This is a genomic window from Pedobacter fastidiosus, from assembly GCF_014306625.1.
GTDB lineage: Bacteria > Bacteroidota > Bacteroidia > Sphingobacteriales > Sphingobacteriaceae > Pedobacter > Pedobacter fastidiosus.
On the sequence record NZ_JACRYL010000004.1, the window covers coordinates 187,299 to 203,882 of the forward strand.

Consider the following 16,584-nt stretch of genomic DNA (forward strand, 5'->3'; position numbering starts at 1 on the left):
CCAAACCAATCAGTTTATAAATTAAAATGAAAAAATATTTTTTAATAATCGCAGTTTTCGTTTCAGCAATAAGTTTAAAGGCACAAAAAGTAGATTTAAACCAAAAAAAGGTTGATGCCATTTTGGCTAAAATGACATTGGAGGAAAAAGTTGGGCAAATGACCCAAATTACCTTAGGTGTGGTGGGTACGCAAACCGATGGTGAAATAAATCCTGAGGCATTAAAAGATGCAATAATCAAACATAAGGTTGGGTCAATTTTAAATGTTACCAACCATGCTTTAACGGTAGATCAGTGGCATAATTTGCTTACTAAAATCGCCGATGAAGCTAAAAATACAAGATTAAAAATTCCAGTTTTATATGGTTTAGATGGAATCCATGGTCAAACTTATACCTTGGAATCAACGCTTTTTCCACAAAATATTGGAATGGCTGCAACTAGAAATTTGGAACTGGCCAAAGCGGTAACCAAAGTAGCGGCTAAAGAATTAAGAGCAAGTGGCGTACGGTGGAATTTTGCAACTGTTTTAGATTGTGGTAGACAGCCTTTATGGTCACGTTTCCCGGAAACTTATGGTGAAGATGTTTTTATTGGAAAAACAATGGGCGCTGCGGTAATTAAGGCTTATGAGGAGGATGGATTAAACAAAACAACAGCCGTTGCAAGTTGTATGAAACACTTTTTGGGTTATTCAGCCTCCAGAAATGGCAAGGACAGAACACCAATCTATCTGCCAGAAATAGAAATGAGAGAGTATTATCTGCCTCAATTTAGAGAAGCAGTAAAAGCTGGTGCATCATCGGTAATGATCAATTCGAGCATTATAAATGGGATGCCAGTTCATGCAAGTAAGTATTTATTAACAGATATTTTGCGTAAAGAATTGGGTTTTAATGGCGTTGCTGTAAGCGATTGGGAAGATATTAAACGTGTTTATGCATGGCATCACGTGGCCAGTACACCAAGAGAAGCGGTTGCTATGTGCGTAAATGCTGGTGTAGATATGAGCATGGTGCCAAGCGATTTTACTTTTTATGATCTATTGATTGAAGCGGTTCAGAAAAAAGAAGTTTCAATGGCTCGTATTGATGAAGCTGTTAAAAGGATTTTAATGCTGAAAATGAAGTTAGGCTTATTTGATAATCCTTATCCCGAAGAAAATGCAAAAGCGAATTTTGGCAAAGCAGAATATCAAACACTTGCTTTGGATGCGGCGCATGAAGCAATGACTTTACTGAAAAATCAAGATAATGTTTTGCCTTTATCCAAGAGCAAAAAATATTTGGTTGTTGGTCCTGGCGCACAAAGTATTAGTGCCTTAAATGGTTGCTGGAGTTATACTTGGCAAGGGAAAGAGGAACAATGGTATCCAAAAGATAGTAAAACCATTTTGCAAACCATAAAAGAAAAAGTTGGCGAAAAAAATGTTTTAACCACCACAGCTAAAGGTTTTGAAAGCCCTGAAAATTTTGATGCAGATGCGCTGACCAAATCTGCAAAGAATGCCGATGCTATCATTTTATGCCTTGGTGAAAATGCGTATGCAGAAAGCCCTGGAAATATTGCAGACTTAGCCTTAGATGAAAATCAACAGCTTTTAGCAAAGGCAGCAATTGCAACTGGAAAACCAATTATTTTGGTTTTAACAGAGGGCCGACCAAGATTTATCACTAACATCGAACCTAAAATTAATGGAATTTTAATGGCTTATTGGAGCGGTAAAAAAACTGCAGAAGCCATTGCTGATGTGCTTTTTGGCGATTATAACCCAAATGGTAAACTTCCATTTAGCTACCCAAGAAGTAGTGGGGAAATAGTTTTATATGATAGAAAGCCTGCAGAAGACATTAGAGAAGTTTTTAATGATGATGTACACACTGGCTACAACCCATTATTTGCATTTGGTACGGGTTTAAGTTATACCAATTTTACCTACAGCAATTTAAAATTGAGTACCAAAAACCTAACCGGTGATAACAATTTGCAGGTATCTGTTATGGTCAGCAATACAGGTAAAATGGATGGGAAGCAGACTGTAGAATTATATTCGAGAGATCTGTATGCTAGCATTAGCCCCGATATGAAAAGATTAAGAGCTTTTCAAAAAATCGATCTAAAAGCTGGAGAAAGTAAAACGGTGAGCTTTACATTAAATAAAAATGATTTGGCTTTTGTAAATACATCGTTAAAAACAGTAACCGAAGCCGGAGCTTTTAAAGTAATGATCGGCGATTTAAGTGATGAATTTCAATATAAATAGCAATGAAAAAATATATCTATTCTTCGTTAATAATTTTGCTTTTTAGCATCAATCAAGCTTCTGCACAAAAGAATTTGATTAGCAATGGTGGCTTTGAAGATGGTTTAAATAGCTGGGGAGCTGGTAATGCCAAGGTTAGTACGGTAATCCGGAAATCTGGTGAAGCCAGTTTAGCATTGGTTTCTTATGTTAAAGGAAAATGGGAGGGAATTGATCAAAAAGTTAAACTTCCAAAAAACTCAAAAGCAATTGTAGTTTCAGGCTTTTATAAAATGGATGAGGTAGAACAAGGCGCAAATACTTGGAATACAGCTGTAATAATTTTAGAATTTACTGATGGAGATAAGAAGTTAGGTGAAGGGATTCCATTAGTCGAAAAAATAGGAACGGAAGATTGGTCTGCTTTTAAGAAAAACTTGCGAGTGCCTGATGGAGCAACAAGTTTCAGAATAATGATTGCACTAAGCGAAGCCTCGGGAACTCTTTTTGTTGATGATTTAAATGCAAAGGTAATTTTAATTGAAGATTTTGAAAAAGAAACCGCGGTTTCAAAAACGAATTAACAATGAATGTTAAAAAAATATTTAATGGTATTGCAATATGTGCTATTGCATTCTCTTCTTGCAAGAAAAGTGCAGAGATTATTGAGCCTGTAGCTCCGCCTGTAACACCTATTGTACCCATTACTCCAGATCCAACTTTAGCAACAGTTAAAACTTGGTTAGTAAATAAAAATGCGACAGATGAAACAGCATCTTTGTTTTATAATTTAAAACAAAGTGCAAAAACTAACGTGCTTTTCGGCCATCAAGATGATACCAAAAGAGGCGTTACAAATGCGACAACCCAATGGGCAAATGAGCAACAGTTCTCTGGCGTTTCCACAACTCAAAGTGATGTAAAAACCATTACCGGTTCATATCCTGCGGTTTACGGACATGATTTTATCCACATGACAAATTTTGCAACAGGGAATTGGTTTGATTACGAAAAATCTATCGCCCGCACTTTAACCATTGAGGCTTATAATCGTGGCGGAGTAAATACCTATATTTGGCACTATGCAAATCCAGTTTCAAAAGGTGGGTTTTACTGGTCTGATTCTCCAGTTACGGCGGTTAATCAGGTTTTGCCTGGTGGAACAGCAAATGAAACTTTTAAAGCTTCGTTAAAAATTGTAGCTGATTATGCTAAAACACTAATCGGTGCAGATGGAAAATTAATTCCGATTATCTTTCGTCCTTTTCATGAAATGGATGGCAACTGGTTTTGGTGGGGAAGTGGCCACTGTACATCTGCCGAATATATTGCGATGTATCAATATACGGTTAAATATCTTCGAGATGATTTAGGCGTAAGGAATTTTCTTTTTGCTTGGTCGCCAGATCGGAATTTTACTTCTCAATCGCAATATCTAAATTACTATCCGGGTGATGATTATGTAGATTTGGTGGGTACGGATAATTACGAAGACATGAAAGCGAATGTTTCGCCAAATATTGCTGCATCTAAATTTAAAATCGTTTCTGATTATGCAAAAGCTCACAATAAACTGGCTGCATTAACCGAAACGGGTTTGCAAAACCTAACTAGAAATGATTGGTTTACGCAACAATTATTAAAGTCCTTAAAGAATCAAAATTTAGAATTTGCTTATACCTTAGTTTGGGCCAATACCAAAGATGCTTATTGGACACCCTATGCCGGCCACCCTGCTGCAAACGATTTTCTGAGCTTTAAAAATGATGGCTTTGTACTTTTTGCAGATAAGATGCCTTCAGTATATCAAATTAAATAATTTTATATGAAAAGAGTTGTTTTCCTACTTCTTTTGGCCTGTTTTTGTAGCATCGGCTTTGCACAAAATATTAATTGGGTTAATCGTAATGGCGCATTAAAAGTTGTTGGCGGTAAAATTTTAAACAGCAATAATATCGAACCTCAACTCCGAGGTGTGAGTTTGTCATGGAGCATTTGGGGAGGAAAAAAATATTATAATCCAAATGTTGTAAACTGGCTTCAATCTGATTTTAACATCAGTTTATTGCGGGTTTCCATGGCGGTTCAGCCAGATAGTGGCTATTTGCAAAATCCGGTTGAGCAAGAAAAGCTGATTACCAAAACCATTGATGCTGCAATTAAAAAGGGATTGTATGTGCTTGTCGATTGGCATGATCACCATGCAAATGAGCATTTGGAGCAATCAAAAATGTTCTTCGCCAAAATGGCCAAAAAATATGTGGGTAAACCGAATGTCATCTATGAAATATTTAATGAACCAGAAAAAATAGAATGGAAAACGGTTAAAGATTATGCTGTTGAAGTGATTAAAGAAATCAGAAAATACGATGCTGAAAATATAATTGTTGTGGGTAGTCCGCATTGGGATCAGGATATTGACATTGTTGCTAAAGATCCGATTAAAGGTTTCAATAATATTGCATATTCTTTCCATTTTTATGCCTCAGAACCCACTCATCAAGAACTTTTAATGAAACGAGCTGATGAAGCAATTGCTGCTGGGTTGCCTGTTTTCGTAACTGAGTGGGGTGTTGGAGAAGCCAATGGCGATGGGAAATTTGATGTTGAAAAAACGGAGAAGTGGTTTGCTTGGATGGAAAAAAATAAATTGAGTTGGGCAAATTGGAACATTACCGATAAAAAGGAAACCACCGCAATATTAGCGCCTGGAGCATCTCCGGCTGGAAAATGGAAACTAGATATGCTTACTCCGGCAGGTATCTATATTAGAACTCAACTTAAAAAATTTATTAAATAATATTCCTTTTATGAAGCTCAGATTTCTTCTATTGATTGCATTTTTTTCTAGTTCAGTTGCCTTAGGACAAGGAAATAATTACGTTCAAAATTATAGCAAATTCGATGGCTTGGCATTAACGCCACCAATGGGATGGAACAGTTGGAACAAATTTGCCTGTAATGTAGATGAAAAATTAATTAAAGAAACGGCTGATGCCATGATCAGTTCGGGTATGAAACAAGCCGGTTATACTTACATTAATATTGATGATTGTTGGCATGGAGATCGCGATAGTTTAGGTTTTATTCATCCCGATGCAAAAAGATTTCCCTCAGGAATGAAAGCCTTGGCCGATTACATCCATAGTAAAGGCTTGAAATTAGGTTTATATTCTGATGCCGGATCTCAAACTTGTGGCGGCAGACCAGGAAGCAGAGGTTACGAATTTCAAGATGCACTAACCTATGCAAGTTGGGGAATTGATTATTTAAAATACGATTGGTGCAACACCGATGGGTTGAAAGCTGAAGGTGCTTATAAAACCATAACGGCTGCTTTACGCAAAGCGGGCAGACCAATGGTTTTGAGTATTTGCGAATGGGGAACAGATAAACCTTGGGTTTGGGGTCCGGCGGTTGGCCATTTGTGGCGCACCAGCGGAGATATTTTTAACTGTTTTGATTGCGTTGAAGACCATGGAACATGGAAATCGTGGGGTGTAATGCAGATTTTAGACAAGCAAGATGGCTTGCGTCAATATGCTGGCCCGGGCCATTGGAATGATCCCGATATGTTAGAGGTAGGAAATGGAAAACTTACACCAGGCGAAGATAGAGCACATTTTGCAATGTGGGCCATGTTAGCGGCACCGTTAATTGCTGGAAATGATTTGCGGAACATGAACCAAGAAACAATAGAAGTTTTAACGAACAAAAATATTATTGCAATTAATCAAGATGTTTTGGGGATTCAAGGCTTTAAGTATTCAAAACTAAACGGATTTGAAATTTGGTTTAAGCCTTTAAATAATGGTAATTGGGCAGTTTCATTTTTAAATCGATCTGCAGAAACTAAAAAGATAGATTTTAATTGGAAGGCTGAAAAAGTTAAGGATGAAGTTTTTCAGAAGGAATTAAATGCTGATGCTATTCTGTATAAAATTAAAAATGCATGGACCGGAAAATCTGTTGGAACAACAAAAAGCAGTTTGAAAACAGAAGTTCCATCTCATGATGTTTTAACTTTGATTTTGGAAAAGTAAGTTAATCTTGGCTTTTTCGGTCGGTGAGATACCAACCGATAGATAAAAAACGGAAGTTCCATCTCATGATGTTTTAACTTTGATTTTGGAAAAGTAAGTTAATCTTGGCTTTTTCGGTCGTGAGACACCAACAGATAGATAAAAAAAACTAAACAAAATTATTGGGCCTATCGGTGGATGAGACACCAACTAATAGATGAAAAAAATTAAACAAAATTGTTAGGACTATCGGTTGGTGTCTCACCGACCGAAACTTAAATTCAGGAAGTTTCAAGTTTTACCTGGTAATTAATCCTCTTTAAAAAACTAAATAAATACCCTCGTTCCAGAGAAATTTTCTCTAAATTCTTTAGGTGTACAATGTTTCTTTTTCTTAAACAGGCGATTGAAGTTTGAAATATTATTAAATCCACATTTATAAGAAATCTCCGAAACAGAATGCGTGGTTTCAATGAGCATCCGAGTAGCGTGACCCAATCGGATTTCATTTAAACTATCTATAAATGTATTTCCGGTACGTTTTTTAATAAATCGGCTAAAGGAAACTTCTGTCATGCTCACCAATTTCGATAAATCTTTTAAGGTAATTGGCTTATTAAAGTTTGCGTTCATAAACTCGAAAGCCTTATCAATTCTTCTGCTGTTGTAATTTAAAACTTGGTCGTTATTAAAAGTAGCATCGGATAATACCCGCATACTTTTTGATGAGGATAAATCGTGTAAAATGCTCATTAATTCTAGAACAGAATCAAATCCTTGGAGCTGGTTAATATCCAATATCCGTTGATGAACCTTTTCGATGGTTTCTCTCGGGAATAAGATTCCCCGAACTGAACGTTCGAACATTTTGCGAATAAAACTGAGCTGATTTCTGCGCAACATTTTATCATCAAAAAGATCTTTATGCCACTGAATAGTAACCTCAGTAATCTCCTCGCTTTTGCAGTTATGGGTTGTCCAAACATGAGATAAATTAGGCCCAACCAATACCAATTCCATGTCGGTAATTTCTTCAATATTATCACCTACAATTCGCTTTGCACCTGGAGCGTTTAAAATTAAATTAAGTTCAAACTCTTCGTGAAAATGTAGCGGAAAATCGAAGTCTTGTTTTACCCTCGAAAAAATAGTGAAACAATCATTTTGAGTGAGTGGCGTAATTTCTTTAATGATGTTATTCATAACTTATAGGTTCAAAAAAAATATCTTTAAGATAAAAGAACATTGATGCAATGTAACAAAAATATATTTGTTTATTAATATTCTAAGGAGTTAATAAGGTTTAAATTATGTTTATTATATACTAATTGGTTAAAATAGTATTATTTTTAATTCAATTGATGGACTATTTTAGACTATTATTAAATGAGCCAAAATACTAACCAAGCCTTATTAGAATGATGAAAAAAATACTGCCATTTTTCTTGTTTTTTTGCATTTCATTTATTCCTGTTTTTGCTCAATCAATTGATGGAAAAGCAACGCAACAGACTAAAAATTTGTTTAAAAATTTAACGAAGTTGTCTGGTAAGGAAGTGCTATTCGGGCATCAAGATGATATGGCTTATGGAGTGGGTTGGAAATATCAGAATAATAGGAGTGATATAAAAGATTTAACTGGACAATATCCTGCAGTTTTTGGTTGGGATATTTCTGGTTTAGAAACCAATCAAAAGCAAAATATTGATGGCGTTCCATTTGAAAAAATGAAACAATACATTAAAAAAGCTTATGATTTAGGTACGATAAATACTTTAAGCTGGCACATGGGTAATCCAATAAATGGAAAAACCTCTTGGGATACCAGTTCAGTTGCCGTTAAGTCTATACTCCCAAATGGTTCAAAACATTTACTTTATAAAAGCTGGCTGGATAAGTTTTCTGTATTCATTAAGTCATTAAAAGGTACTGATGGAAAGGCAATCCCAATTCTATTTAGGCCGTTTCATGAAAATGGCGGAGGTTGGTTTTGGTGGGGAGCAAAATCTTGTACCCCGCAAGAATATAAAGCTTTATGGCAATTTACTGTAGAATATTTAAGAGATAAAAAACAGGTTCATAATTTGATTTATGTATTTAATCCCTGCGATTTTAAAACACAAGAACAATATTTAGAGCGTTACCCAGGTGATAATTTTGCGGATGTGCTAAGTTTCGACTACTATCAATATGGAGGAATCGAAAAGGGAGAATCATTTATCCAAGATGTTGCTAGAAACTTAGCCATTCAAAATAAAATAGCCAAAGGAAGCAAAAAATTAAGTGCGCTTGCAGAAACTGGATTTGTCGAGATTCCTGATGCTAACTGGTGGACAAATGTTTTTGCGAAGGCAATTTTAGAAAATAAACCATCTTATGTTCTGTTTTGGCGCAATGCTGGCTATCGAGAAAAAGAAAAGGATAATCATTATTATGCGCCATATCCCGGACAAGTTTCCGCTCCAAATTTCCTAGAATTTATAAAGGGTAATAAAATTCTTCTTCAAAAGGGATTAAAAAAGTATTCAATTTATAATTAGAAAAGCATGAAAAAATATCTTCCCTTGTTGCTTTTCTTATTTCTTGCCACGTTCGGGTTTTCCTATGGACAAAAATCTGTATTAGAAAATAATATTATAGATCCTAAGGCAACTACAGAAACGAAAGCCCTGTTTTATAATTTGAAAAACTTGGCTGGAAAAGGAGTGCTTTTCGGTCAGCAAGATGCTTTAATGTATGGGGTTGGTTGGAAAGGTGAATATGATAAGAGCGATGTTAAGAGTATAACGGGTTCTCATCCGGCACTATTCGGATGGGATTTGGAATCTATTGCCAAAGATGATTCGGAACAAAATCAACTTCAAAATGCCGAAAAACTTAAAAGTTATTGCTTGCAAGCATACAAAATGGGTGGAATAAATACATTGAGCTGGCATGTTCAGAATTTTGTGACTGGAAAGAATTTTTACGATACCACAAAATGTGTTTCCTCTATTTTGCCTGGTGGCGAAAAACATAAGGAATTTACCAAATCTTTAGATAAAGTTGCCTCGCTAATTAAATCTTTAAAAACCGATAAAGGGGTTTCCATTCCAGTAATTTTTCGTCCATTTCATGAGAATACCGGCAATTGGTTTTGGTGGGGAAAGCCTTTTTGTACCCCGCAAGAATATAAAGCTTTATGGCAATTTACGGTTCAATATCTTCGAGATAAAAAGCAACTACATAATATAATTTACGCTTACTCTCCAGATAGAACTTCGGGTAATTTTGAAAATTATATGGAGCGCTACCCTGGCGATGACTTCGTTGATGTACTTGGTTTTGATAACTATTACGAATTTAAAGATTTAGATGATGAACGATCAATTGATTTAGCCGTTAAATCGATCGGGCAAATTTGCGCTTATGCAATCTCTAAAAATAAGATCGCGGCGCTTACAGAAACGGGACAAGAGAAACTTGTTCAGCCAAAATGGTTCACAACTATTTTTAACAAAATAATGAACGATGCTGAAGCTTCAAAAATATCTTATTTGATGGTTTGGCGAAATGCGCATACAGGTCATTTTTATGCGCCATATCCTGGTCACCCGAGTGAAATCGATTTTAAAGAATTTTATAATAACCCAAAAACACTTTTTCTTAAAAATATAGGGGATATGTACGATACGAAGAAACCAATAATAGTACCTAACTAAATAATTTACAGAATAATAACCAAATATGAAGTTACAATTAATAGACGTTTTAATCATCATCCTCTACCTCGCTACAATGATTTTCATTGGCTTTTGGTATCGAAAAAAAGCCAAGCAGAACAAGGAAAGTTATATGATGGGTGGAAAATCTCTGCCTTGGTATAAGCTTGGGCTGAGTGATGCATCAGATATGTTCGATATAAGCGGAACCATGTGGATGGTTGCTTTATGCTTTGTGTACGGCTTAAAAAGTATTTGGATTCCATGGCTTTGGCCAGTATTCAATCAGGTTTTTATGATGATGTTTCTAAGCAAGTGGTTGCGTAGAAGTAATGCAAATACCGGAGCAGAATGGTTGCAAACAAGATTTGGAACCATCGGGAAAGGTGTAAAAGGATCTCACGTTGTAGTAATTGCATTTGCATTAATTAGTTGTTTTGGATTTTTAGCTTATGGTTTTATCGGTTTGGGAAAATTCATGGAAATTTTTATCCCATGGGATTTTGTAAAAGCTTATGTACCGTTTGATGTTCCAGCCAAATACGTTCCGCATTTCTATGGGATTGTATTTACGCTTTTCGCTATGTTTTATTCCATTTTAGGTGGAATGCACAGCATCGTTTTGGGCGATATGATTAAATATGCCTTTATGACGATTGGCTGTGTGGCCATTGCAGTAATAGCGATGAACCATCTTCATGGACAAACGTTGAATGTTCCTAAAGGTTGGGATGATCCATTCTTCAGCTGGAAATTAGATTTGGATTGGAGCAAAATCGCTGCAGATGCCAATAAAAAAATTGCCGATGATGGATTCAGTTTATTTGGAATCTTCTTTGGAATGATGTTGTTGAAAGGTGTTTTTGCATCATTGGCAGGCCCAGCTCCAAATTATGATATGCAAAAGGTTTTAAGTACTAGAAGTCCAAAAGATGCGAGTAAAATGACGGGCTTTGTGAGTATCATTTTATTGCCAATTCGTTATTCGATGGTGATCGGTTTAACTGTTTTGGCATTGTTATATTACAATCAAATTTATTTAAAAGGCCCGGATGGCGTTACCGATTTCGAACGGATTTTACCTGCAACCATCAATAATTTTCTTCCCGTTGGGATCTTGGGAATTGTACTTACAGGTTTGTTGGGCGCATTTATGGGTACTTTTAGCGGTACGCTTAACGCTGCTCAAGCTTATATTGTAAACGATATTTATTTAAAATATATTAACCCTTCTGCAAGCACCAAAAAGGTAATCAACATGAATTATATTGTTGGTATTGTAGTGGTTGCAATTGGGGTAATTCTAGGTTTTTTCGCCAATAACGTAAACGATATTCTGCAATGGATTGTTGGCGGCTTATACGGCGGTTATGTAGCTGCAAACTGCCTTAAATGGTATTGGTGGCGTTTTAATGCAAATGGTTTTTTCTGGGGAATGGCCGTTGGTATAGGGGCAGCCTTGGCAATGCCTTATGTAACGCATGGCTTGCCGCTCTACTGGTGGCCACTATTATTTGCACTTTCTATGATTGGTTGTATTGTTGGTACTTACGCTGCACCTCCAACGGAAGAAGCTACTTTAAAATCGTTTTACAAAACCGTTAGACCATGGGGTTTTTGGAAGCCAATCCATGCCTTGGTTGTCGCAGATGATCCAACTTTTCAAGCCAACAAAAGATTTAAGCTCGATATGTTTAATGTAGTGCTGGGAATCATCGCCCAGCTTTGCTTAACCATTTTACCTATGTATTTCATCTTGAGCATGCACACACCACTTTTTATAACCATTGCCATTTTAGCAGTAATCGTATTTATTCTGAAAAGAACATGGTGGGATAAATTAGAAGATTAAAAAAGATAATAAAATATTTTTATGATAGATTTTGAAAAAAGAAGACAGCAATTAGAGGAAGCACACCAAAATTTAGTTGCAATTAAGAATAAAAAAGCAGGTTTGGGAAATGGGATTTTCGACAGATATGAAAACCCTATTTTAACATCAGGTCATGCGCCTTTAAATTGGAAATATGATTTCAATCCGCAAACGAACCCCTATTTGTTAGAGCGAATTGGGATTAATGCAGCCTTTAACGCCGGTGCAATTAAGTTTAACAACAAATATATTTTAGTTGTTAGGGTAGAGGGAACAGACCGAAAATCTTTTTTTGCTGTTGCTGAAAGCGATAACGGAATAGATAATTTTACTTTTTGGGATGAGCCTGTAAAACTTCCAGAAACGAGTGAGCCTGATACCAATGTTTACGATATGCGTATTGTTGCCCATGAAGATGGTTGGATGTATGGTTTGTTCTGCACAGAAAGAAAAGACCCGAATGCGCCGGCGCACGATCAATCTATGGCTGTTGCGCAGTGTGGAATTGTGCGTACCAAAGATTTAAAAACTTGGGAACGTTTGGCAGATTTAAAAACACCATCTCCACAGCAGCGAAATGTGGTTTTGCATCCAGAATTTGTGGATGGTAAGTACGCTTTTTACACTCGTCCGCAGGATGGTTTTATTGAAAGCGGAACCGGTGGTGGAATTGGATTTGGATTAAGTGCATCCATTGAAAATGCAGTGATCGATAAAGAAGCAATCGTTGATAATAAAAATTACCACACGGTTTACGAGGCGAAAAATGGAATGGGTCCAGAGCCAATTAAAACACCACATGGCTGGTTATTTTTAGCGCATGGTGTAAGAAATACCGCCGCTGGATTACGTTATGTGCTGTATATGTTTATGACAGATTTAAACGATTTAACCAAAGTAATTTATAAACCTGCTGGATATTTTTTAGCTCCAGAAGGAGAAGAACGAATCGGAGATGTATCTAACGTAGTGTTTAGCAATGGATGGATTTTGGATGAAGACGGAACAATGTTTATTTATTACGCCTCATCCGATACGAGAATGCATGTTGCAACCAGTACATTAGATATTCTTGTAGATTATGTAATGAATACGCCTGCCGATGAATTGCGTTCGGCCGCTACGGTAAATAGAATTTTAACCAATATTGAAAAGAACAAAGTAAGTTCAGTAATTTCGGAATAGGTTTGGAATTAGATTTAGCAAAATATAAAGAAGAATTAAGCTCAGAATTGGAAAATATTCTGAGCTATTGGAAGAATTTTACTGTTGATAATGTTAATGGAGGCTTTGTAGGAAAGATTGATAATGACAATAACATTGATTATACAGCGCCGAAAGGAAGTGTATTAAATGCTCGGATTCTTTGGTCTTTTTCCTCAGCTTATAATTTAAAAGGGAATGTTGATGATTTAGCAATTGCTGATCGAGCCTTTCAGTACATTATAAACCATTTTATTGATGATGAATTTGGTGGTGTTTATTGGTTGCTAGATGCAAAAGGAAACCCAATCGACACAAAAAAGCAGGTTTATGCCATAGCTTTCACTATTTATGCCTTTAGCGAATATTTTGTTGCCAGTAAAAATAACCTTGCTAAAGAAAAGGCTATTGAGCTGTACAAAAACTTGGTCGCCAATAGTTATGATGCTGAAAAGGGTGGCTATTTTGAAGCATTTAGTAGAGAATGGAAATCTTTGGATGATTTAAGATTGAGCGAAAAGGATGCGAATGAAAAGAAAACGATGAATACACATTTGCATGTTCTAGAGGCTTTTACAACGCTCTATAAAATTTGGCCAAATGAACATTTGAGGCGAAAAATTATGGAGCTTATCCAAAATTTCACTTCACATATTATCAATGAAAAAACTGGAAATTTAGTTTTGTTTTTTGATGAAAACTGGGTTCCAAAATCAGACATAATTTCTTACGGACACGATATTGAGGCCGCCTGGTTATTGCTCGAGGCTGCAGAAGCGGTGCACGATGAAGCATTAGTTGAAACCATAAAAACAATTTCAGTGAAGATGGCCTATGTTTCTAAACAGGGCTTAGATGCCGATGGGAGTTTATGGTATGAGGATGAACCCTCTAAAAAACACATTGTAAAAGAAAAACATTGGTGGGTTCAGGCAGAAGCTATGGTTGGTTTTTTCAATGCATGGCAAATATCGAAAAACGAACAATTCTTTGAAATTAGCTTGAAAAACTGGTCGTTTGTAAAAGATAAAATCATCAATTACGATAAAGGCGAATGGTTTTGGGGAATTACCGAAGTTGGAGAAATTATGCCAAACGAAGATAAAGTAGGTATATGGAAATGCCCTTATCACAACAGTAGGGCATGTATAGAGCTTATCCGTAGAATTGGATAAAATTCAATACTAACAGAATACATAATTCATTAAAAAAGTAATTTTCTTTCAATTCTTTTTCCTGCTCGTTTTGCAAAAATGCCACCGACTAGCCTAAAAAGAAAACCAGATTTTTTTAGTAGCGTTTTCTTAACCACCGTAGATAAAAGTTTTCCGATAGGATTATTTGCGACGGCACTTTTATTCATCACGCTTCCTAAACTAGATTTGTGTTGAAACATTTTAGAAGGAAAGCTTTTTACTATCCCTTTTGAATTCTTTTTCATTGCCTGCTCTTTCTCTATTAAGTCAGATTTTAAAAAAAGCATATATTCTCTTAACGATTTCTGATTGGTGATTGTAATCTTTTTATTCATAGGCTTAAATTCATATTAGTTGAACACGAACAAATGAGAAGTGGTTTTGAGAAACTTTATATAAAGTATTCTTAGAAGTTTTATTTTCTACTATGCTTTGTGAAGCTTTTTTTAGTCTATTTTGCAAACGAAAAATTATTGCTAATTTTAAGATTCCAATCCCTAATCGGATCTAATGAAACTAACCAAGCACATCCCGTTATTTATTGTCTTCCTATTTTTTTCGCTGAACGCGTTTTCACAATCGCTTAATGATAGTCTTTTGAACGAACTCAATTTGGTTCTTCAGAAAAAGGAAATCTATATCGAAAAAAAGCAGGAGCGCATCTCAAAGCTTAGAAACCAATCTTTTGGAGCAAAAAATCATCAAGAACAATTTAAAATTTACGAAGCTTTATACGAAGAGTATAAATCATTCAGTTACGATTCATCTTATAATTATGCCAAAAAACTAGAACAAACCGCAGTAGCTTTAAATGATCCTTTACGCATCGCATCTGCAAAAATGAAGATGGGTTTTACACTTCTTTCTTCAGGAATGTTTAAAGAAACGCTCGAAGTTTTAAATAGTATTAATGTCGATATTATCCCAACGGAAGATAAAATCGCTTACTACTTTTTAAAATCGCGAAGTTATTTTGATTTGGCTGATTACAATAGAAATCCAGATTATACCAACATTTATAATCCCAAAGGTATTCAGTGTATAGATTCAGCCTTGAAAATTGCTAAACCAAACTCTACAAGCTATTTGGAACTGCAAGGTTTAAAAGATTTAAGAACAGGAGATTATAGTGGTGGCGAAAAGGTTTATAAAGCTTTATTGGACGCCCCAAATTTAACGCCTCATCAATTTGCCATAAATGCCTGCTGTTTAAGTTTTATTTACGAAAGCAAGGGATTAGAAGAAAAGTCTGTTCGGCTACTCATCCAAGCGGCGATTACCGATCTGCAATCAGCTACCAAAGAAACGGTTGCAAGTTATAAACTGGCTGATCTGTTATATAAAAAAGGAGACATTACAAATGCCTATATCTACATCAAACAAGCTATGGATGAGGCAACTTTCTATGGCGCCCTGCATCGCCAGGTAAAGATCAGTAATATTTTACCCATTATCGAGGCGCAATGGATTAATCAAATCGAACACCAAAAAAAGCTCCTTTACATCTACTCTTCCATTATTACTTTGCTGGTGGTTTTTGTAATTATTTTTGCCGTTATTATTTTCCGTCAGCTTAAAAAAATTAGGCTGGCAGATGCCATTATTAAAGAAGCGAATATCAATCTTCAACAAACTAATGAAGCCTTGGAAGAGGTAAACAAAAAGCTCAGCATTGCCAATACCATTAAAAACGAATACATTAGTTATTATTTTAATATCAATTCGGTTTATATTGAGAAACTTGAAAATTTTAAAACTTCTATTGATAAAAAACTAACGAGCAAAAGATACGATGATGCGATACGGGCGGTGAATAGCCTAAATTTGGAAAATGAAAGACATGAGCTCTTCAATACTTTCGATAATGTTTTTTTAAGATTGTTTCCTGATTTTATAAGCAAGTTTAATTCTTTCTTTAAACCGGAAGATGAAATCCAGATTCCTAAAGGCCAGCAATTAAGTACCGAACTCAGAATCTTTGCGCTGATTAGAATGGGGATTCATGATAATGACCGTATTTCTAAAATTTTGGGTTATTCTGTAAATACAATCTACGCTTATAAAAATAGAATAAAAACGAAATCAATCATCCAAAACGATGAGTTTGAAGATCGAATTATGAAAATCGAAGCGGTTTAACTTCCGAAGTTTTAAGGGCTGGGAGCGTTGAAGAACTTAAAAAAAAATTAAAGTATTTCTCAAAGAATGATAAAATTTCTCTCCAGCATAACCCAAGCAAAATTTTGTTAGACGTGTTTATTCTTTTATGAAAAAGCAATATCACTTAATATTAGTTCTATATTCCAAGTATGTTAATTGGTATTTAATATATTGATAATCAGATTT

13 protein-coding genes are annotated in these 16,584 nt (G+C 35.5%); 11 read left to right on the top strand and 2 right to left on the bottom strand.

Translation table 11 applies throughout. The features are described from left to right. The first annotated feature begins 26 nt into the window (after positions 1-26). From H7U22_RS05975 to H7U22_RS05995, 5 genes are read left to right on the top strand one after another with little or no spacing between them, the layout of a single operon-like run. Positions 27-2,264: a glycoside hydrolase family 3 N-terminal domain-containing protein gene (locus H7U22_RS05975; RefSeq protein WP_187070433.1), complete on the top strand. Its 2,238-nt coding sequence runs from the start codon at positions 27-29 to the stop codon at positions 2,262-2,264. A gap of 2 nt (positions 2,265-2,266) precedes the next feature. After that, positions 2,267-2,827 (top strand): carbohydrate binding domain-containing protein, encoded by a 561-nt coding sequence (locus H7U22_RS05980; RefSeq protein ID WP_187070434.1) that lies wholly within the window; start codon positions 2,267-2,269, stop codon positions 2,825-2,827. A 2-nt stretch (positions 2,828-2,829) separates the two neighbouring features. Continuing rightward, positions 2,830-4,062, top strand: coding sequence for a glycoside hydrolase family 26 protein (locus H7U22_RS05985; protein WP_187070435.1), 1,233 nt, complete (start codon positions 2,830-2,832; stop codon positions 4,060-4,062). 6 nt (positions 4,063-4,068) lie between these two features. Then, on the top strand, positions 4,069-5,043 hold the full coding sequence (locus H7U22_RS05990; protein WP_187070436.1) for a glycoside hydrolase family 5 protein: 975 nt from the start codon (positions 4,069-4,071) through the stop codon (positions 5,041-5,043). Positions 5,044-5,053: 10 nt separating this feature from the next. Next, positions 5,054-6,286 (top strand): glycoside hydrolase family 27 protein, encoded by a 1,233-nt coding sequence (locus H7U22_RS05995; RefSeq protein ID WP_187070437.1) that lies wholly within the window; start codon positions 5,054-5,056, stop codon positions 6,284-6,286. Positions 6,287-6,592: 306 nt separating this feature from the next. Here the strand turns inward: H7U22_RS05995 and H7U22_RS06000 are convergent, their stop codons facing one another. Continuing rightward, positions 6,593-7,468, bottom strand: a complete 876-nt coding sequence (locus H7U22_RS06000) for a helix-turn-helix domain-containing protein (protein ID WP_187070438.1) — start codon at positions 7,466-7,468, stop codon at positions 6,593-6,595. A 215-nt stretch (positions 7,469-7,683) separates the two neighbouring features. On the opposite strand from H7U22_RS06000, the gene H7U22_RS06005 reads away from it, so the two are divergent. From H7U22_RS06005 to H7U22_RS06025, 5 genes are read left to right on the top strand one after another with little or no spacing between them, the layout of a single operon-like run. Continuing rightward, entirely contained in the window at positions 7,684-8,805 is a 1,122-nt protein-coding gene (locus H7U22_RS06005) for a glycoside hydrolase family 26 protein (RefSeq protein WP_187070439.1), read from the top strand. A gap of 6 nt (positions 8,806-8,811) precedes the next feature. Beyond that, complete coding sequence (locus H7U22_RS06010) at positions 8,812-9,966, top strand: glycoside hydrolase family 26 protein (RefSeq protein ID WP_187070440.1); 1,155 nt, start codon at positions 8,812-8,814, stop codon at positions 9,964-9,966. Between the two features lie 25 nt (positions 9,967-9,991). Further along, entirely contained in the window at positions 9,992-11,818 is a 1,827-nt protein-coding gene (locus H7U22_RS06015) for a sodium:solute symporter family protein (RefSeq protein WP_187070441.1), read from the top strand. A 21-nt stretch (positions 11,819-11,839) separates the two neighbouring features. Then, complete coding sequence (locus tag H7U22_RS06020) at positions 11,840-13,024, top strand: glycoside hydrolase family 130 protein (protein WP_187070442.1); 1,185 nt, start codon at positions 11,840-11,842, stop codon at positions 13,022-13,024. Positions 13,025-13,026: 2 nt separating this feature from the next. After that, positions 13,027-14,217: an AGE family epimerase/isomerase gene (locus H7U22_RS06025; protein ID WP_187070443.1), complete on the top strand. Its 1,191-nt coding sequence runs from the start codon at positions 13,027-13,029 to the stop codon at positions 14,215-14,217. Between the two features lie 29 nt (positions 14,218-14,246). Here H7U22_RS06025 and H7U22_RS06030 read toward each other — a convergent pair whose 3' ends face one another. After that, the gene (locus H7U22_RS06030; protein WP_187070444.1) at positions 14,247-14,573 is read right to left on the bottom strand and encodes a hypothetical protein; all 327 of its coding nucleotides are present in this window, start codon (positions 14,571-14,573) and stop codon (positions 14,247-14,249) included. 175 nt (positions 14,574-14,748) lie between these two features. On the opposite strand from H7U22_RS06030, the gene H7U22_RS06035 reads away from it, so the two are divergent. After that, complete coding sequence (locus H7U22_RS06035) at positions 14,749-16,377, top strand: DUF6377 domain-containing protein (RefSeq protein ID WP_187070445.1); 1,629 nt, start codon at positions 14,749-14,751, stop codon at positions 16,375-16,377. Positions 16,378-16,584 lie beyond the last annotated feature (207 nt).